Origin of the sequence: Nannocystis exedens (genome assembly GCF_002343915.1) — a bacterium.
GTDB lineage: Bacteria > Myxococcota_A > Polyangia > Nannocystales > Nannocystaceae > Nannocystis > Nannocystis exedens.
On the sequence record NZ_NETK01000001.1, the window covers coordinates 8524356 to 8542669 of the forward strand.

The 18314-nt window shown below is 72.9% G+C and carries 13 protein-coding genes; 8 read left to right on the top strand and 5 right to left on the bottom strand.

Annotation, left to right across the window (positions count from 1 at the left end; genetic code table 11):
* Positions 1-123 precede the first annotated feature (123 nt).
* The 3 genes from NAEX_RS51105 to NAEX_RS33510 form a co-directional block, all read right to left on the bottom strand.
* Positions 124-2406 (bottom strand): hypothetical protein, encoded by a 2283-nt coding sequence (locus NAEX_RS51105; protein ID WP_170136213.1) that lies wholly within the window; start codon positions 2404-2406, stop codon positions 124-126.
* A 27-nt stretch (positions 2407-2433) separates the two neighbouring features.
* The gene (locus NAEX_RS33505) at positions 2434-3270 is read right to left on the bottom strand and encodes a hypothetical protein (RefSeq protein WP_096331549.1); all 837 of its coding nucleotides are present in this window, start codon (positions 3268-3270) and stop codon (positions 2434-2436) included.
* Between the two features lie 460 nt (positions 3271-3730).
* The gene (locus NAEX_RS33510) at positions 3731-4789 is read right to left on the bottom strand and encodes an NAD(P)-dependent alcohol dehydrogenase (protein ID WP_096331550.1); all 1059 of its coding nucleotides are present in this window, start codon (positions 4787-4789) and stop codon (positions 3731-3733) included.
* 93 nt (positions 4790-4882) lie between these two features.
* On the opposite strand from NAEX_RS33510, the gene NAEX_RS33515 reads away from it, so the two are divergent.
* The 7 genes from NAEX_RS33515 to NAEX_RS51110 all read left to right on the top strand — a co-directional run bounded on the left by NAEX_RS33515 (position 4883) and on the right by NAEX_RS51110 (position 15112).
* Positions 4883-5812 (top strand): LysR family transcriptional regulator, encoded by a 930-nt coding sequence (locus NAEX_RS33515; RefSeq protein WP_096331551.1) that lies wholly within the window; start codon positions 4883-4885, stop codon positions 5810-5812.
* 149 nt (positions 5813-5961) lie between these two features.
* Positions 5962-7263, top strand: coding sequence for an Hsp70 family protein (locus NAEX_RS33520; RefSeq protein ID WP_096331552.1), 1302 nt, complete (start codon positions 5962-5964; stop codon positions 7261-7263).
* Positions 7264-7456: 193 nt separating this feature from the next.
* Complete coding sequence (locus NAEX_RS33525) at positions 7457-8884, top strand: serine hydrolase domain-containing protein (RefSeq protein WP_143141154.1); 1428 nt, start codon at positions 7457-7459, stop codon at positions 8882-8884.
* Positions 8885-9507: 623 nt separating this feature from the next.
* Complete coding sequence (locus tag NAEX_RS33530) at positions 9508-10341, top strand: alpha/beta hydrolase (RefSeq protein WP_096331554.1); 834 nt, start codon at positions 9508-9510, stop codon at positions 10339-10341.
* Positions 10342-10419: 78 nt separating this feature from the next.
* Positions 10420-10869 (top strand): hypothetical protein, encoded by a 450-nt coding sequence (locus NAEX_RS33535; RefSeq protein WP_096331555.1) that lies wholly within the window; start codon positions 10420-10422, stop codon positions 10867-10869.
* 258 nt (positions 10870-11127) lie between these two features.
* Entirely contained in the window at positions 11128-12870 is a 1743-nt protein-coding gene (locus NAEX_RS33540; RefSeq protein WP_096331556.1) for a hypothetical protein, read from the top strand.
* A gap of 217 nt (positions 12871-13087) precedes the next feature.
* Positions 13088-15112: a hypothetical protein gene (locus NAEX_RS51110; RefSeq protein WP_096331557.1), complete on the top strand. Its 2025-nt coding sequence runs from the start codon at positions 13088-13090 to the stop codon at positions 15110-15112.
* A gap of 111 nt (positions 15113-15223) precedes the next feature.
* Here NAEX_RS51110 and NAEX_RS33550 read toward each other — a convergent pair whose 3' ends face one another.
* Positions 15224-15733, bottom strand: coding sequence for a hypothetical protein (locus NAEX_RS33550; RefSeq protein WP_096331558.1), 510 nt, complete (start codon positions 15731-15733; stop codon positions 15224-15226).
* Between the two features lie 114 nt (positions 15734-15847).
* Positions 15848-17356, bottom strand: a complete 1509-nt coding sequence (locus NAEX_RS33555; RefSeq protein ID WP_096331559.1) for an alpha/beta hydrolase family protein — start codon at positions 17354-17356, stop codon at positions 15848-15850.
* 283 nt (positions 17357-17639) lie between these two features.
* Between NAEX_RS33555 and NAEX_RS33560 the strand changes: the two genes are divergently transcribed.
* A complete protein-coding gene (locus NAEX_RS33560; RefSeq protein ID WP_096331560.1) occupies positions 17640-17969 on the top strand; it encodes a LysR substrate-binding domain-containing protein in 330 nt (109 codons plus the stop codon).
* Positions 17970-18314: the final 345 nt, after the last annotated feature.

An 18314-nucleotide genomic window follows, 5' to 3' on the forward strand; every position in this document is an offset into this window, starting at 1 on the left:
CGCTCGCCGTCTGCGCGCGGGGAGGCGCCGGAGCTGGCGCGGGGGTGTCGGCCGGTCGCGGCGCCGAGCCGCAGGCGAGCGGCGCGAGGACGAGGAGCGTTCGATACACAGCCGGTCGTTTCATCATGATCGTCGCAGCTCGGAGGCTTCCTTGATGTGTTTGATGACGGTGTCGTTGCTGGCCTTGAGGTCGCCGACCACGTCGAGGAGGTCGAACCGCGAGCTGAAGGCCTGCTCGCCCTTCCCGGCGTAGCTGATGCGAACTTGCAGCCATGAGCACGGGAGCTGCGTCCGCGCCTTGACGTGGGCCTGCACGGCGGCCACCAGCGTGGCCTTGTCGACGCCTGCGGCCTTGGCCACCACCTCGGCGGCCGTGGCGATCGCGGTCGCGCCGTCCATCTTGCGCAGTACCTGCGCCACGTTGGGGTCCACCGGGCCCGGATCGGCGTTGAAGAGCCGCCGATATCGCTTCGCGGCGTCGGGGTCCTCGACGCCGTCCTTGCCGCGAGAGAAGGGGGTGTAGCGCTCGAGGTCGAGGAAGAAGCCGTCCGAGTGGTCGGGGTTGCCCAGCACGGTCTCGTTCTTCGGCACGAAGGCGCCCCCCTCCCCGTACTTGCCGACGCCGCGCAGGTTCTCGTCGAAGAACCGCTTGAGGCAAGAGTGGCAATCATAGTAGGCACCGAAGGGGACGCCGCCGAAGGTGCAGTCGCGGCGCATGGTGCGATTGTACTTCGCCAGGACCTTGCGCGTCATGGCGTCGGTGATGCTGGTCTTGCTGTCGACGTAGGCTTTGGGGTGCTGGACGGCGTCGCTGCCCGGAGGGAGGATGGGCAGTCCGCGGCGCAGCTGCATTCCGTCCAGCGTGCCGTTCGCTTCGGTCGCCTGGCCGACGCCCCAGCCGCGGCTCCAGAACCAGTCGCCGCCGGCGTGGAAGACGGCGTCGAAGCTGCCCTTGCGGTACGAGTTTGTGTCGACGCCGAGCATCACGAGCCGGGTGTCCTTGTCCTCCGCCCGGGTGTTGAACGGCGCGAGGCTGTGGGTGAACTTCAGGCCCGTCTCGTTGCCGAAGAACTGCAGCGCGACGATCTCCGGCATCGTCGTGCTCTTCGCCCCTGGCGCGTTCGGCGTCCGCTTGGTGCATTCTTCGCGCAGGAACGTCGCCAGCGCGTCGGGGCTGGCGAAGTCGTCCTTGCTCGTCAGCGGCTGCAGCGGATAGGCAGGGCGGCGGCCCGGGCCGATCTTGCCGCCCTCGCGCAGGGCCTTGAGGTACACCGCGGTCGGCTGATCGACCGTCCCCATCTCGACGATGTGCGCCAGCCAGGCCGTGACCTGCGTCGGCGAGTCGAGGATCCAGTAGCGCACCAGGCCGAGCAGGGTCGTCAAGGTGGTGACGGTCTGCTCGGCGGCCGACTTCGCAGGGGTCCATTCGGCGTCGACCTCGGCCGCGGGCCTGAGCGCCGCCATGCGCCCGCGCAGGTCGTCGAGGTGGGCGAGCGTCTTCTTCACGGCCTCCAGGGCCTTGTTCAGATCGGCCAGGAAGAAGCTGCGATTCATGTCCCGGGCGTTGTAGCCCTCGGAGGACCAGACGGCATCAGCCGCGAGCGCGCCGGAGTCGTCGTGCTTGGGCTGCTTGCCGGGAGGCACGGGCGCGAGCTCGCCGACAGCCTTGGTCGCGGCCTTCGGCGCGAAGGGCTTGAACAGGCGATCGACAGCCTCGAGCGCGGCAAGGTGCGGCCAGCTGTCCATGAGCGCCTCAAGGGTCGCTCGATGGTGCTCGAAGCGCTCGAGGTAGGCGCGGAACTTCTTGGCGGTCTTCGCCTTGGCGAGGTTATTCTGGACGTTGCTGACGAGCGCCTTGGCGACGCCGAAAACGCCCTTGCGCTTGCCGCCGCCACGCAGGGCGGTCACCCAGTCGAGCATGATCCGGACAGGTGAGAGGAACTTGGGCTGCGACCAGATCGCGGTCGAAAACTCGCCGGCGCGCACGCTGCCCGGTTTGACGTCGATCCTCTTGTGGCTCGTGGCGATGCCGTAGATCTCGATGAGGTCTTGCTTGAAGCCCAGCACCGCGCCGAGCGTGAACACGTCGAACTCGCCGGGCGTCACGCTGCCGCGACTGGTCGACAGGTAGCCGAGCCAGATCAAGTCCTCCTGCAGCTCCCGGACGTAGACCGGGTTGGCCCGTGCCGAAGGTCCAGGCGGCCCGTGCTCGAGGCCGTATTTCGCCTCGCCCTGGACCCACGCTCGCTTCTGGCGCGGTTTCTGGCCCTTCTTTCCGGGGACGGTGGTCGCCCTGCTGCGATGTCGCGGCGGTCGAGCAGAAAATTCGGCGGTGCTGCTCCGCGCGTCGATGCTCGTGCGCGCGGGCCCGGGATCCACCCAGCCCGCGCCTGTCGCGGTCGGCATTCAGGGCGGTCGCATCGCGACCGCGACTCAGTCGGCGAGCGCGGCGCGGCCGAGTCGGGCGCCGCGGTCGAGCGCCTCGGCGCCCGCGAGGACGGCGCGACGGGCCGCGGCGCCGTCGTCGTAGCCGGACAGGAAGAAGTCCCACGCGGCCGCGTAGAAGCCGGCGAAGGCGGCGGCGAGCGCGTCCTCGCCGAGCGCCTGCAGCTGCCGCACGGCGGTCGAGCGATTGATGCCCCACGCGTCGGCGTACGGCAGGCCGAGCACGCTGAGGGCGCGCGAGCCGGTCGGCGAGACGCGCCAGGCGAGCTCGCGCAGGCGATCCCACAGGAACTTCGCGGGCGTGTCGACGACGGCCCACGGCAAGCGCGCGACGTAGTCCTCGTGCTGGAGGAGCGAGGCGGCGTCGATGCGGCGGATGCTCGCGGCGTCGTGCGCGGTGGCGGTGGGGTAGGGCGCGCCGAGCAGCACGCGGACGGTGCTCGCCACCGAGGGGACGTAGAGCGGCTGGTCCTTGAGCGCGTGGAGGGCGACGAGCTGCGGGCGCGGGACGTGGATCGGGTCGGGGAAGCGCTCGAAGTAGAGGACCTCGGCGCGCGCCTGCAGGTCGAGGGCGCCGCGCAGGCCGCCGATCGCGGCGTCGAGCCGCGCGGGGTCCTGCACGAGGACGTGGAGGTCGACGTCGCTGAGCTCGGGCACGTAGTCGAGCGGGGCGTGCCACGGCTTGACCGCGGAGCCCTTGGCGTAGAGGCCGACGAGCTCGTCGCGCGGCAGGCGTTCGAGGAGCGCCGTGACGTAGGCGCTGGTCATGCCTTCGACCTCGCCGCGGATGCGGGCCGGCTCGGGGTAGGGGGCGTCCCAGGTCACGGCGTCACTGTACGTGGCGCGGCTCGCCGCGTCACCGCGGGGGCAGCGGTCGGGGCCGCGGCGAGGACGGCGAGCCGCTCGCGACGCGCTCGAGCGTCGTCGCGCTCGCGAGCGGACAACGTCCGTCGCGCAGTCGGCAGCCGCTCCGGGGGCCGGAGGCGGAGGTGGAGGAGCCGACGGGGCGGCCGGGCGGCGTCGGTCCGGGCGACGTTGGCGACCCGGCCCTGGGCGTGCGGATGTAGACGACCCGCTGGTCGCAGCCCGAGACGCCGACCTGGGCGGCCCAGAACCCCTTCTTGCTGCCTCCCGCGTGAGCCGGCGGGGTTGCGGGGCTGCGGGGTCGAACCGGCCGACGACGTCGGCGTCGCGGACGAGGTGCGCGCGCGACCTGTTCCGATCGAACCGTCATCGACTTGCCGTGAGCCGGAGCTCGCCGGTCGGCGAGCTCCGGTCGAAGGCGTCACGCGGCCGGCTGGGCGAGGCTGGCGAGGTCGATGACGAAGCGGTAGCGCACGTCGCCGGCCAAGAGGCGCTCGTAGGCGCGGTTGATCTGCTGGATCGGGATGATCTCGACGTCGGAGACGATGCCGTGGGCGGCGCAGTAGTCGAGCATCTCCTGCGTCTCGGCGATGCCGCCGATGCCCGAGCCGGCCAGCCGCTTGTTCCCCCAGATCAGCCCCATCGCGCCCACCGGCGTCGGCTCGGGCGGGACGCCGACGAGCACCATCGAGCCGCCGACGCGCAGGGTCCCGAGGTACTTGTTGTAGTCGTGCGGGGCCGAGACGGTGTCGATGATGAGGTCGAAGCGGCCGGCGAGCTTGGTGAAGGTCGCCTCGTCCTTCGTGACGGCGAAGGCGTGGGCGCCGAGCCGGCGGGCGTCGGCCTCCTTCGCGGGCGAGGTGCTGAGCAGGGTGACCTCGGCGCCCATCGACGCGGCGAGCTTGACCGCCATGTGGCCGAGCCCGCCGAGGCCGACGACCGCCACGCGGTCGCCCTTCTTGCAGCCGTACTGGCGCAGCGGCGAGTAGGTGGTGATGCCGGCGCAGAGGAGCGGGGCGGCGCCGGCGGGGTCGAGGCCGGCGGGGATCTTGAGGGCGAAGTGCTCGGCGACGACGATCCGCGTCGAGTAGCCGCCGTAGGTCGGGGTCTTCCGATCCATCTCGGTGGAGTTGTAGGTCAGCGCCGAGCCCTTCTCGCAGAACTGCTCGAGGTCGCGGCGGCACACCTCGCACTCGCGGCACGAGTCGACGACGCAGCCGACGCCGGCGAGGTCGCCGACGGCGAGCTTCGTCACCTCGGCGCCGACGCGGCTGACGCGGCCGATGATCTCGTGGCCCGGCACCATCGGGAAGATGGCGCCGCCCCACTCGTCGCGCGCCTGGTGCAGGTCGGAGTGGCACACGCCGCAGTAGAGAATGTCGATGAGCACGTCGTGCGGGCCGGGCTCGCGGCGCTCGATGGTGTACGGAGCGAGCGCCGCGCCCGCATGCGCGGCCGCGTAGGCAGGGGTCTTCAGCATGGGTCGTTCCTCTCCTCGGGCGGGGAGCGTAGGCGCGGGGCCGGGCGCGGGGAATCCGTAGAATGCGAACACGCCATGTAGTAAATCTTCACAATGGCCTTCACGCCCCTGAACGCCCTGAACACCTTCCTCGCGGTGGCGCGGCACCGGAGCTTCGCCGCGGCGGCGACGGAGCTGGGGATCTCGCCGTCGGCGTCGAGCCAGGCGGTGCGCCAGCTCGAGGCGCGGCTCGGGGTGGCCCTGCTGTCGCGGACGACGCGGAGCGTGGCGCTGACCGAGGCGGGGCGGCGGCTGTTCGAGCAGGCGGGGCCGGGGGTCGAGCAGGCGCTCGAGGCGCTCAAGTCGGCCTCGGCGCGGGCGGACGAGGTCACGGGCAAGGTGCGCCTCACGGTGCCGGCGATGGCAGTGCCGTTCGTGATCACGCCGGTGCTGCCGCGGTTCGTCGCCAGCTATCCGAAGGTCGAGGTGGAGGTCCAGGTCGAGAACCTCCGCCGCGACATCGTCGCCGAGGGCTTCGACGCCGGCGTCCGCCTCGAGGAGTTCATCGAGCGCGACATGGTCCAGGTCCGGCTGACGCAGACGTCGCGCTTCGTGGTCGCCGGCGCGCCGTCCTACCTCAAGCGGCGGGGCGTGCCGGAGAGCCCGAAGGACCTGCTCGCGCACGAGTGCATCACGTACCGCTCGCCGACCACGCGGGCGCTGTACGCCTGGGAGCTCGAGCGCGGCAAGAAGAGCTGGCGGCTCCCCGTGCAGGGCAGCATCACCACCAACGACGAGCGCGTGATGCTGGCCATGGCCGAGGCGGGCGTGGGCCTCGTCTATGCGTTCGAGCCGACGATCCTGCCGCAGCTCAAACGCGGCAGCCTGCGCGTCGTGCTCGAGCCGTTCGCCGCGGCGGTGCCGGGGCTGTTCCTCTACTTCCCCAGCCGCGCGCAGGTCTCGCCCGCGCTGCGCGCCTTCATCGACACGGCCCGCGAGGTGACCAGCGCGCTGCGCACGAGGGGCCGCGAGGCCGAGCGTTGAGGTCCACGGTCGCCGCGCGAGCCGCGAGCGGGGCGCGAGGGCATCGGGGATGCGCGCCAGGAGCGCGGGCGGCGAATTCGACGCCGCGCCGGTCGCCGACGAACGCGCCCCACGGGTCCCGCGTTCGCGGTAAAAGTCCCGCCCTCACGATGCCAGCCAGCGCCCCCAGAGTCGGGATCGATTTCGGCACCTCGAGCTCGGCGCTCGCGCTCGTCGACGCCGAGGGTCGGGTCCGCTTCGCCCAGCTGCCGACGCTCGGCACGCTCGCGCCGAGCTGGCGCACCCTGCTGTTCTTCGAGCCCGACGAGCAGGAGGTCGCGCTGCCGATCCAGTACGCGGCGGGCGGCGAGGGGATCGAGGCGTACCTCGAGTGCATGGGCGAGGGCCGGCTGCTGCAGTCGTTCAAGACGCACCTCACGACCGAGTCGATCGGGCGCACGCAGGTCGCTCACCACGCGATCGGGCTCGACGACATGATCGCGCTGTTCTTGCAACGGCTGCGCGAGCGCGCCGAGCAGAACCTCGGCGTGGCGATCGACGCGGCGACGATCGGCCGGCCGGTCCACTTCGCCGGCGGGACCACGCCCGAGGCCGACGCGCTGGCGGCCGAGCGCCTGCTGGCGGCGGCGCGCCGGGCCGGCTTCCGCGACGCGCGCCTCGAGTTCGAGCCCGTCGCGGCGGCGCATCACTACGAGCGCACGCTGACGCGGCCCGAGCTGGCGCTGGTGGCCGACTTCGGCGCGGGCACGACCGACTTCTGCCTGATGCGCATGGGCCCGACCGGCCGCGGCAACGACCGCGCCCGCGACATCGTCGGCACGGGCGGCGTCGGGGCGGCCGGCGACGACCTCGACGCGGCGCTCATCGAGCACCTCGTGTGCCCGGCGCTGGGCAAGGGCGACACCTACGTCGAGATGGGCAAGGAGCGGCTGATCCCCAACTCGTATTATTACAAGCTGGCGCGCTGGCATCACCTGCCGTTCCTCGCCGGCGCCCGCGTGCGCGCCGAGCTCGAGCGCCTGCGCCGCGGCGCCCGGCACCCCGAGCGGATCGCCAAGCTGATGCACATCATCGAGACCAACGGGGCGTTTCACCTGCACAAGTCGGTCGAGCGCACCAAGGTCGAGCTGTCGAGGAGCCGGCAGGCGAAGTTCGACTTCAGCGACGGCGAGATCGACATCCACGCCGCGGTGTCGCGCCGCGACTTCGAGCGCTGGATCGCCCCGGTGACCGCCTCGATCGCGGCCTGCCTCGACGACACGCTGGCCCGCGCCGGCGTGACCCCGGCCGACGTCGATTGCGTGTTCATGACCGGCGGCACCGCGTTCGTGCCGGTCGTCCGCGCGCTGTTCGAGGCGCGCTTCGGGGCCGAGAAGCTGCGCAGCGGCGACGAGCTGATGTCGATCGCGTCGGGCCTGGCCCTGCGCGCCGCGACGCCCGACGCCGGGTGAGCGTCGGGCGACGAGCCCGGGCCCGCCCGCGGGGGCACCCCGACTCCTGGCGACGGCGACCGCTGGGAGCCACGAGGAGCCGGGGCGACGCCGTCGCGACCTCCGGAGGACCCTCAGCGAAGTTCCCCCGAGGTCGGCGCCCCCTGCATTTTCGCCGTGGTCGCGGGTCGCCGGGTTAGAATGGGGCCGCATCGTGAAACGACGCGAGCTACTCGTCTCCATGGGCGCAGGCGCCGGCTGGCTGGTCGCCGGCGTCGGATCGATCGGTTGTCGCCCGCGTGCCGGCGAGCCCGCCGGCGCGGCCGCCCCCGATCCGCCGCGGGTGCTCGAATCGTGGCTGGAGCGCTGGCTGGCGGCGTTCAACGATCCGGACCTCGGCGTGTACGCGCGGTTCGTCGAGACGCTCGCGCCGACGGTGCGCCCGTACGTCGACGACGACCTGGCGGTCCGCGAGGTCACCGGCGGGTTCGAGCTGCTTTCGGCGCAGGTGACGGGTCCGCAGGAGATCACGGCGTGGGTGAAGGATCGGGCGTGGGACCGGCGCTCGAAGGTGGTGCTCACCGCGTCGGGCCCGGACAGGCTCGACGACATCGCCTTCGCCGGCGCGCCGGCCGAGGGGACCCTCCCGCGGCTCGACCAGGACGCGGCGATCGCCGCGGCGAAGGCGAAGCTCGACGAGGCAGCCCGGGCGGGTCGCTTCAACGGGGCGGTGTTGATCGCGCGCGGGGAACAGGTGCTGTTCAGCGCGGGCCACGGCTCGGCGGACGACGCACGAGCGCTGCCGGTGACGCCGTCGACCCGGTTCTGCGTCGGCTCGATGGGCAAGGCGTTCACGGCGGTGGCGATCATGCAGCTCGTCGAGCAGGGGCGCCTCGGCCTGGCCGACCCGCTGGCCCGCCACCTGCCCGACTACGCCAACCGGAGCCTGGCCGAGCGCGTGACGGTGGAGCACCTGCTGACCCACACCGGCGGCACCGGCGACATCTTCGGCCCGCAGTACGACGCCAACGCCGAGGCGCTGAAGACCACCGCCGACCTGGTGCGCTTCTACGGCGCCCGCGAGCCGGCGTTCGCGCCGGGGTCGCGGTGGGGCTACAGCAACTACGGGTTCGTCCTGCTGGGGGCGATCCTCGAGCGCGTGACGGGCAAGCCGTACGAGGCGGTGTTTCAGGAGCGGATCTTCGGGCCCGCGGGGATGTCGAGCACGTCGCAAGCGTCCGCCTCCGCGCGCGCGACCGCCATTCCGTACACCGGCGCGGGGGCGACGGGGCGCAAGGCCCTGAAGCCGTACGAAGGGCTGCCCGCCGGCGGCGGCTATTCGACCGTCGAAGATCTGCACGCCTTCGTCGTGGCCCTGCGGCGCGGGGCGCTGGTCGGCGCGGCGACCCTGGCGGCGATGACGGCCCCGAAGGTCGCGGCAGGCACGTCGCACTGGGGCCTCGGCCTGGCGGTGCGGACCTGCAACGGCGAGAGCTTTTATGGGCACGGCGGCAGCGCCCCGGGGGTCAGCGGCGATCTGGCGATCTATGATGATTGGGTGACCGTGGTGCTTTGCAACCGCGGGCACCCGGCTGCCGTCGTCGCGGCCGATTTCATCGGTGCGCGCCTGCCAGCGGGGTGACGGCGAGCTCGCGAGCCGCCGTGATCATGCGCGTATGGTGCTTGCAATTGCAAGCACGCGAGCCGGGCGCCTCGCAGGTCAGGCGCCGAGCGGCGGGGACCAGACCCGCGAGAGGGCGGGCAGGCGATCGCATGTCCGTAAGGACATGTCACTCACGACAAAATAAAATGTCCGAAAAGACAGGCGAGCGGCGGGCCGATGGCTGGTCACGCGCAGGCGTCGGCGAGCCGCGCGAGGACGTCGCCGACCACCGCCTCGAGCTCCGCGACGCCTCGCGCCTGCGCGCATCGACACCCGATCGCCGTCGATGCGGAGGCCTCACGAGGTCGGCCAGCCGCGGAGCAGCGCGCGCAGCGGCCTGACTGGTCTCGCGTCGGTCGGGCTTTCGCGGTCGGCGCGGCGCGGGCGAAGCCGGGCTCGAACCCGACCGTCGATGGGCGTGCGCGGAAAGGAATTCTCGGACTCACGGTCCGTCGTGCTTTCGCGGTCGGCGCCGCGGGACGAAGCCGGGCTCGGACCCGGTCGTTCGCGCGCGGCGCGAGCGAGCCGGCGATGAGGCGCGCGAGGAGGATGCTCGGGTTTCGCGGGCGCGGGCGGTGACGCGGTGGTAAAAGGCCCGGACGATGTGGTCCGTGCCTGGCGTGCTGGTCGTCCTGTTCCTCGCCGGCGGGCTCGCGTACACCGCGAGCTGCGCGCTGCAGGAGCGGCTGATCTTTCCGCGGCAATACGCCAACCAGCACGCCCTCGCGCGGCCGCCGGTCGGCGTCACGTCGCTGTGGAGCCGTGCGCCCGACGGGCCGCAGGTCGAGGCGTGGTTCATCCCGGCGAGGGGGGCGAGCGCCGACAGCCCCGGGCCGGCGGTGATGTTCTTTCACGGCAACGGGGAGCTCATCGATCATCAGCTGACGCTGGCGGCGTCGTACGTCGCGCGCGGGGTGTCGGTGCTGCTGCCGGAGTACCGCGGGTACGGGCGCTCGGAGGGCACGCCGTCGCAGGCGGCGATCGTCGGCGACATGGTGCGGTTCTACGACGAGCTGGCGGCGCGGCCCGAGGTCGACCCCGCTCGCGTCGTGTTTCACGGGCGCTCGCTCGGCGGCGGGGTGGCCTCGGCGCTCGCGGCCGCCCGCGCGCCGGCGGCCCTGATCCTCGAGTCGACGTTCACCAGTTTGGCCGCGCTCGCGCGCTCGCAGGGCCTGCCGGAGGGGCTGTGCCGCCACCCGTTCCGCACCGATCGCGTGCTGCCCACCCTGCAGCGCCCGCTGCTGATCCTCCACGGCAGCGAGGACGAGGTGATTCCCGTGGCCCATGGCCGCAGCCTGCACGCGAGCGTGCCGGGGTCGACGTACGTCGAGCTGCCAGGACGGCACAACGACTTCCCGCGCGACCGCGCGGCCTACGACGCGGCCCTGGTCGCGTTCCTGCGCGCGGCGGGGGTGCTCGTCGCGGCCCCGTCGTGAACCCTCGCCGGGTCTGCCGGGGCGGACGCGCAGGGCCGCGCAACGCGGCGGCGCGGGCGGATCGTACGATGCGGTGGCATGCACCTCCGCGTCCTCGAGCCCTGCCGCGAGAATTGGGACACGATGGAGCCGACGGCGGTCGGGCGGCGCTGCCAGGCCTGCGAGCGTGAGGTGATCGATCTGACGGGAGTCACCGAGCGGCAGGCGAAGCGCCTGCTGGCGGACCGGCGCGCGTGCGTGCGCATGCGGGTGGGCGACCACGGCCTGCCGCTGTTTCGCCGCGAGCCGCCGCGGCTCGGCCCCGCGGCCGCGGCGATGGCCCTCGCGGCCTGCGCCCCGCACACGCCCGAGGCGCAGCGGCTCGCGCCCGCGATCGAGGTGGAGCGGACGGCGAGCGAGCGGCCGACGCCGGTGATCCCCGAAGCCGCGCCGCGCGTGGCCGCTGCGCCCGAGCCGGGCCCGCCGAAGCCGGGCAAGGGGCCGGCGAAGAAGCGCGAGCGCGTGCTCATGGGCGACCCGTGGGAGTGATGACGTTTGGCTCGCGAACGACGGCGCGCGGGAGCAGGGCGAGCGGCGAGGTCGCTCGACGGTCACGTGGGCCGCGGGTCCTCGCGCGGGAGGTCGACGCTCGCGCGCCCGCGCGGGGTCCGAATGGCGCAGGGGCGAAAACGCGCGGCGGTAAAGCCGTGAAGAACGTTGTTCTGGCGCGGGTACGAGGCCGCGGTGGCGCCCGCGAGGTTCGAGGTGCGCCCGGCCGTCGCATCGTGAATACTGCCGTACCGCGCCATGAGACGCTCCGGCTGTCTTCTCGCCGTCCTGCTCCTCCTCGCGGTCGGGTGTTCGCGGAGCGGCCTGCGCGACGCCGGCGACCTGACCGCGGCGCAGCTCGATGCGGCAGGGCAGTCGCGGTGTAGCGTCGTCAAGGACCCGGACAAGCCGCTCATCGTCGAGTGGTCCGGCATGGACGCGGCCGAGCTCGAGGCCCGGCTGCTCCGCGGGGTGGTCGCGGTCCGCTACGAGGATTGCGAGATGGAGGTGCTGCGCGGCTGTACGGCGCCCGGGCATTATACATACGCGCAGACCACGACGGGCTCGCAGAGCATTCACATCGGCTCGCTCGACGAGCTTTTGATAAACATTCCGCTCGGGCTGGCGCAGCTCGGCGGGCGGGTCGAGCGCGGCGAGGCGCTCGAGCTCGACATGGTGGTGGTCGGCCGCTACGAGGCGCCGCGGCCGGGGTACACGGCCGCGGAGCTGAGCGGCGGGCCCGAATGCGCCCGCGCGACGCACGTGGTCACCGGTGTGAGCCTGGGGGCGTTCCGCCTGTCGTCGGTCGAGGACAGCGCGCGCAGCGGCGGCGGGGCCGGGCTCGCGGGGGCGGCGGAGGACACGATCGAGGTGCTCAAGGAGTCGCCGCCGAACATGCTCGAGGCGTGCGCCCAGGTGTCGACGGCCGACGACCCGCGGCGCAATGTCTGTACCGCGCCGATCCGCCTCGAGGTGGCGCCGATCTCGGCCCACGCCGAGGCGCTGGCGGGGTCGCAGCAATTCCTCCGACCGCCCGACCTCGACAAGCGCGAGGTGCAATCGATGGACCTGTCGGGCAGCCTGGCGGCGCACCAGGCGTACGACGTCGCGGTCAAGGTGCAAGCCGACCGGCGAGCGACGCCGGAGCGGCACACGGAGGCGTGGTGCGCCCTGGCGGCGATCGAGCAGGACAACCCGTATCTGGCGCAGGCGCGCGAGCTGTGCGACCGCTGGCGCGACCACACGACGGTGCTGCGCCAGAGCGAGGCGCGGATGATCCACGACTACGACAACCTGCGCGTGCTGCTCGAGCTGCGCGGGGTGCCGGTCGAGGCGCAGGAGCGGGCGGCGGCCAGCTTCCTGGTGACGCACTCGGGCCTGTCGGCCGACGCGTATCCGCGGATCCGCGCGGTCGAGCGGGCCAAGCGGCGCCTCGGCCGCGGCGACCGCACGAGCCTGCCGTCGTTCTCGACCGCGGCCGCCGGGGAACCACCCCCGGTCGACAGCCAGCTCCGCACGAGCCTCATCGACCGCCGCTCGTATCGCAAGGCGCTCAGCCTCGGCGTTCAGCCGCGGTGGATCCCCCAGGGCTACGCGCTCGGCGGGACGGTGCTCGGTCGGGTGAATTACGTGCACGAGGTCGGCTTCGAGGTGGCCTACGCGCAATACGCCGGCTACGGCCCGCGCTGGCGCTACATCCTGGCGATGGCCCGCTACGAGCGGGTCTATCGCCCGCACAAGGTGTTCCGCCCGTACATCGGGGCGTCGTTCGGAGCGCTGATCCCGATCGGGCCGATGACGTGCGCCCAGGCGCCGCGGCCGTGCGCGGCGCCGGCCGGGGTGGTGACGCTGAACGGCGGGGCGCGGGTGTCGCTGACGCCGTGGCTGTCGCTGGTGGCCCAGGGCTTCGCCGGAGCGATGACGGCCCGGCCGTTCTTCGTCGGCGGGGTGTCCGGCGGGATCGAGTTCACGATCCCGACCGGACGCGACTGGCCGCAGTGAGCGGTGTGCCTCGCGGGAGGGGTCGGTGCGCGCGGCGGGGCGCCGGGTGAAGGCGAATGACCTGTCCCGAAGAACAGCCCGGATGACGAGCGGGGGGCTTCGAGCAGAAGCTGCGGGCACGCGGCGTCGAGCGCCGCACCGGCGACAGGCGAGGCCGCGGAGCCACGCGCCCTTGCGATCGCGCAGCCGTGGCCGGCGGATCGACGACGCGGCGCGCATGGTCGAGCGCACCGCCGGGCCGCTCGATCCGGGCCGCCTCGAGTTACAAAAAGGCGTGCGACCGCATCCGCTGGCCGGCTTCTTCACCGCCGACGCGGCGGCGATCCTGAGCGCGCTGGACCGCCTCGCCGCGGCCGACGAGCCGGCGCGCGGGCGGGTCGTCCGGGCCGGTCCGGTGCCGTTCTTGCCGGGCATGCCGACGGCGCGCGAGGGCCTGTGGTCGGAGCCGTACTTCGGCCCGAGCGAGGCGCGCGATCCGGCGGCGTGGGGCGTGGTCGAGCTGCCGCAGCCGGTGCTGCATCCGGGGCTGGCGCCGGCGATCGCCGCGGCGCTCGGCCTGCGCGAGCGCGAGGTGCGGGCGGTGGCCGAGATGACGGCGTGGATCGACGCGGAGGGCCGGACCTGCACGCCTCCGGGGCACCCGGGCGTCGACGCGCCGCTCGACACGTGGTTGCACGAGTGGCCGCCCTACCCGCGCGACGAGGAGCTGGAGCGGCTCGAGGCCGCGGCCGATCCGGGGTACCGGACCCGCCTCGCCGCGCTGTACGCGGCCCGGGGCATCGACGCCGAGGCGGTGGCGCGCGACGATCGATCGTGGCAGGACGAGGCCTACGCGAACACCGGGCCGGAGGCGCTGCTGGCGAGGCTCTCGGCCCGGCTCGGCCCCGAGGCGGCGGCGCGGCTCATGGTGTGGCGCGTGCCGGTGCCGCCGGTCGACGAGCGGCCGCTCGAGCGGCGACCGGGCGGGGTGCTGGTGGCCGGGGCGCGCAGCGGCGGCCTCGCGGCGTTGATCGACGCGGCCGGCCGACAGGCGCGGATCGTCGAGCTCGGGGCGCCGACGATCATCGAGCACCACGGCCTCCTCGTGGTCCAGCGCGCGCTGCAGGCGGTGCTGGCCGCGTGGGGGGCCATCGAGGCGGCAGAGCCGACGGTCGCCGCCGGGCTGCCGGCGGCCGGCGGCGGGCCGACCGAGGTGCCGGTGTGGCCGGTGCCGACGACGCACGCCGAGCTGGCGGCGCCGCGCGGGCTGGCGTTCGTGGCCCCGGGGCGGGCGGTGCTGGCCCTGGCCACGGCGACCTTCGAGGTCGACCTGACGACCGGGGCGCTGCCGCGCTGGTGGCCGAGCGCGGGGCTGTCCCTCATGACATGTCTCGCAGGCTATGTGCTGTACGCGGCCGGCTGGCGCTTCTGCTGCTTCGAGCCGGCGCGCGGGCGGTGGACGCGGGGGGCGCTGCCGGCCTGCGTGCCGTTCGTGTTCGCGGAGCTGCAGGAGGTGGCGTTCGTGATCGAGACGGCGTCGTGGCGATGGCACAAGCTCGACGCCCTGGGCGACTACCCGGTCGACCTGCGGATCTCGCCGTGCGCGCGCTACCTGGCGGCGCGGGACAAGCACGGCGACGGGGCGGTGTACCGCTTCGACGGCGAGCTGCAGCTGCCGCTCGAGCTGCCCAGCCAGCAAGCGCCGGTGATGTGGCCCGAAGGACAGCTGCGCGAGCCGACCACGCGCGAGTCGGACCGGCTCGAAGACTCGGCCTGGGGCGACGCGGGGCTGCAGGCGCTGGTGCTGTGCGAGGCCCGCGACGCGTGGCGGCGGGTCCAGGACGGCGGGGTGGTCGAGGGCGCGCGGGTGCTGTTTCGGGTGCCGTTCGCGCTCACGGCGGCGGCGTTCGACCGGGCGGGCCGCGAGGTGCTGCTCGCCGGCGAGGCGGAGCTGTGGCACCTCGCGCTCGACCCCGAGCCGCGGCTGCTGGCCCGCTTCGACCTGCGGCCGCTGCGGGCGCTGGTGCTCGGACCCGAGGGCCGCTCGCGGCCGCGGCCCGACGCGCTCAACGCGGCGCTGTGTCGCCACGGGACCCTGCTCGGGGTCGGCGACGTCGAGGCGGCCGAGCTGGCGCGCCTCAACACGGCGTCGACCTTCGACGAGCCGAAGCCGCTCGGCCTGCGCCGCGCGCGGACCCTCGCCGCGCTCGCGCGAGGGGTCAAGCGGGCGCGCAAGCTGCCGCGGCTGTGGCCGCCGACGTGAGCGGCGGCCGGAGGGCCACGAGGTCCGCTCCGGGGGCGGGGGTGGCCACGCTCATCGATCGCGCGCGAGCGATGAGCCAGGTTCATCGCTCGCGAACCTGACCCGCAGGGATCAGGGCGGGCTCTGCGGCAGGTCGACGCCGTGGAACGCGACGTTCAACGAGCTGAGATTGCGCGAGATCGTGACCCTCACGAAGAACAGCGCGTTGCTGGTCGTGTTGGTGGTCACGTCCGCCCACAGCGTATTGTTGGACGTGGCGCTGCTCGAGTTCGAATCGATCCCGGCGGTCATCGACGACGGGTTGCTCGCGCTATCCGAGCGGTGGTACAGCTGCGCCGTCACCTGCGAGCCCGTGGCCGTCCCGTCGGTGTCGCGGTACCACAGGCGCAGGTTGTTGATCGAATAGGGGTCGAGGGCGCTGTGCGGCTTGTCCGTCGCCACCGGGCACCACAAGGTCGCGGTGCCCGTCTCGTTGGGTGCGAAGACCCACGAGCCGTTGGACAGCTGGAGGACGGCGTCGTCGTCGGGCGACTCGGGGCTGCAGGCCGAGGCGGGGATCCGGTTGTACAGGGTGGCCGCGGCGGCTTCGGACTCGAAGCCGGGCGCGACCGTGACGAGCACGGCGGCTGCGAATGAAATGAGCAGGGATCGATTCATCATAGGTTTCATCACTTTCCAGGGACAAGCGTCCCCCGTATCGCTATTCTCACTACTGGCAGAGATTCAAAAGTGTCGTCACGGCTTGAGGATCCACTCGGCGAACTCGATGTTGTCGAGGAGGAACTCCTGGCCGACCGTCTTGCCGGTGAACACGAAGCGCACCGCCTCGACGTCGTCGTGCGGGCCGAACGCGGAGAGCGGCACGCGCACGGTGCCCATGTGCTCGTACGGGAGCGGCGGCGGGCAGTTGTAGAGCGGCGGGGGGCACATCGCCATCGGCATCGGGATCGCGCCGTGATCGGTGATGGCGACCGGGTCCGACCAAACGCCGCCGTTGCGCAGCTGGACCTTCAGCGACTGCGACGGCGGGTCGCTGGTCTGGCCGATGCGCATGCTCAGCCACTCGAAGTCGCCGGCGTCGACGTCGGGGACCGACCAGGTGACGCCGGCGCCGGTGGCCGTGGCGGACAGCCGGAGCGCGTGCGTCTCGTGCTGCGCGCCGCTGGCCGCGCCCAGGTCGACGACCGCCGCGCTGACGCCGAGCGACGCGGTCAACGTGCCGCCGATCGTCGAGTTGGGGAGGGTCCCATCCTCGAAGTGGTCGATCGCGGTGCGCCAAAAGCCGTCGCTGACCTGGCTGACCACGGCGTTGGGCCAGCCGTGCGGGACGGCGTCGCCGCGGATGTAGTCCTCGTACCAGGTCGCGTCGCCCATCAGGTGGGCGGCGAGGAACGCGAGCACGTAGCCCTGCGTCACCAGAGCCTGCGCGCCCGCGGGGGCGTCTCGCTCGGAAAAGTAGGAGTGATTGCCGCCCTGAAGCAGCTTCATCGACTTGTACAGGTTGCCCGGCTGGGCGAACGGGACCGAGTCCTCGCTGCCGGAAAAGTCGTAGTTCTCGAAGCCGCGGTCGGCGGTCTGGTCGGTGTCGGACGTGCCCTGGATGAACATCACGCCGGTGGTCTCGTCGCCACCCAGGACCATGTCGTCGCCGCCCTTGCTGGCCAGGCCGACGACCGCGCGCACGGTCCACGCGTCGCCGCTGCCCTTGAGCAGGTCGGCCAGGTATCGCGCGGTCTGGCCGCCGCGGCTGTGACCGACGATCCCGAGCCGCGACGGGTCGATGGCGCTCGCCTTCGGCCAGGTGGCGAGCAGCTCGTCGAGGACGTCCTTGACCCGCCCCGCGGCGATCCCGTGCCCGCCCGGGTCGTCGGCGAGGATGTCGACGCTCACGGCGATGAAGCCGTTGCTCGCCAGGTGCTCGAGCAAATAGTCGTAGCTGTCGTAGGGGTAGGTGGCGCCGTGGAGGAGCAGCACCAGCGGGCTGTCGTCGACGATCGCGTTGCAGCTCGTCGCGGTCGGGTAGCGAATGACGGTGGGTACCCCGTCGAAGCTCTGATTGTGGGGACACCAGCCGAAGCTCGCGGCGCTCGACGGATCGGAGGCGAGGACGCGCAGGTCGACGTCGTCGTCGGCGGTGGCGGCGGGCAGCGCGTCGTCGACGTCGCCGCAGGCCGGGAGGCTGAAGAGCGCGGCGGCGCAGCCCAGCACGGAAGTAAAGAAGGTCAGGTTCCGTTCGGTTCGCATGACTCCCTCGGCGCGCCGGGGAGGTTCGGCCCGGCGCTCGCTCAGGGGAGTCGACCCGCCGCGGATTTCAATTCGCGACGCTCGTCGAAAAAATTCGGCGGAGCGAGATCGGCCGCGGGACAGGGCGACCTGCCGGGCGGACAGATCGGCCCGCGATCCACCCCACCTCGAGCCCACGGCTGCGACGGCGGGGACGTCGACGACAACCCCGAGGCCGCCCCCACATCGCCGGTCGCCGGGGCGGCTGACGCTCGAGCGCTACCTGGCGGCCCGCCACGCGCTGGTGGCCCCGCGCGCGCTGCCGGGCGGGGTGGTCGACAACCGGCTGGCGAGTCTCGGTCGCACCCGCCGGGTGGTGCTGCGCACGCCGTGCTTCCAGACGGCCCTGGCGATCGCGGCTCGCACCGAGGTGATCGTGACGGCCCCCCGCAGCCTCGTCGCCGAGTACGCCCGCCACGCGCCGCTGGTGATGTTCCCGCCGCCGCTGGAGCTGCCCGAGGTCCGCTTCGGCGCGCTGTTCTCGGCGTCGCGCCAGGACGTGGCCCACAAGTGGCTGCGCGAGCGCGTGGCGGCGCTGTTCCCCGTGAAGGCGCAGCGCAAGCGCGAGCGATGAGCGCGGCCCATGGCTCGTCGCTCGTACCAGGAATGAATAGAGTTCGACCATGGCGGGCCGCGCTCGGGCGATGGCCGAGCGCGTCGACGGGGGACGGCCGACTGTTCGCGCATGCAGGCCGGGGCAGACGTCCTGGAGGCCGCGGCCCACGAGTCGTCGGGCGAGGCCGGCGTGGTCTCTTCACAAACGCCTCGGTGGCGCCGCGCGAGCGGCCGGCGGCGTGGGTGCCAGCGAGTGGTGCCAGGCGACCTCGCACCGCCGCGGTCCCCACTTCGAACTCCCTGCACACACTCGCGTCGCGGGTCGTCCCCGATGGCTCGTTTTTCCGCCTTCCGCCGGGCTTCG

Bases quoted from the DNA above. Each gene is read 5' to 3' on its own strand.
- NAEX_RS33510 (WP_096331550.1), bottom strand. From the start codon at position 4,789: ATGCTGAAGACCCCTGCCTACGCGGCCGCGCATGCGGGCGCGGCGCTC.
- NAEX_RS33520 (WP_096331552.1), top strand. From the start codon at position 5,962: ATGCCAGCCAGCGCCCCCAGAGTCGGGATCGATTTCGGCACCTCGAGC.
- NAEX_RS51105 (WP_170136213.1), bottom strand. From the start codon at position 2,406: ATGCCGACCGCGACAGGCGCGGGCTGGGTGGATCCCGGGCCCGCGCGC.
- NAEX_RS33530 (WP_096331554.1), top strand. From the start codon at position 9,508: ATGTGGTCCGTGCCTGGCGTGCTGGTCGTCCTGTTCCTCGCCGGCGGG.
- NAEX_RS33535 (WP_096331555.1), top strand. From the start codon at position 10,420: ATGCACCTCCGCGTCCTCGAGCCCTGCCGCGAGAATTGGGACACGATG.
- NAEX_RS51110 (WP_096331557.1), top strand. From the start codon at position 13,088: ATGGTCGAGCGCACCGCCGGGCCGCTCGATCCGGGCCGCCTCGAGTTA.
- NAEX_RS33555 (WP_096331559.1), bottom strand. From the start codon at position 17,356: ATGCGAACCGAACGGAACCTGACCTTCTTTACTTCCGTGCTGGGCTGC.
- NAEX_RS33515 (WP_096331551.1), top strand. From the start codon at position 4,883: ATGGCCTTCACGCCCCTGAACGCCCTGAACACCTTCCTCGCGGTGGCG.
- NAEX_RS33540 (WP_096331556.1), top strand. From the start codon at position 11,128: ATGAGACGCTCCGGCTGTCTTCTCGCCGTCCTGCTCCTCCTCGCGGTC.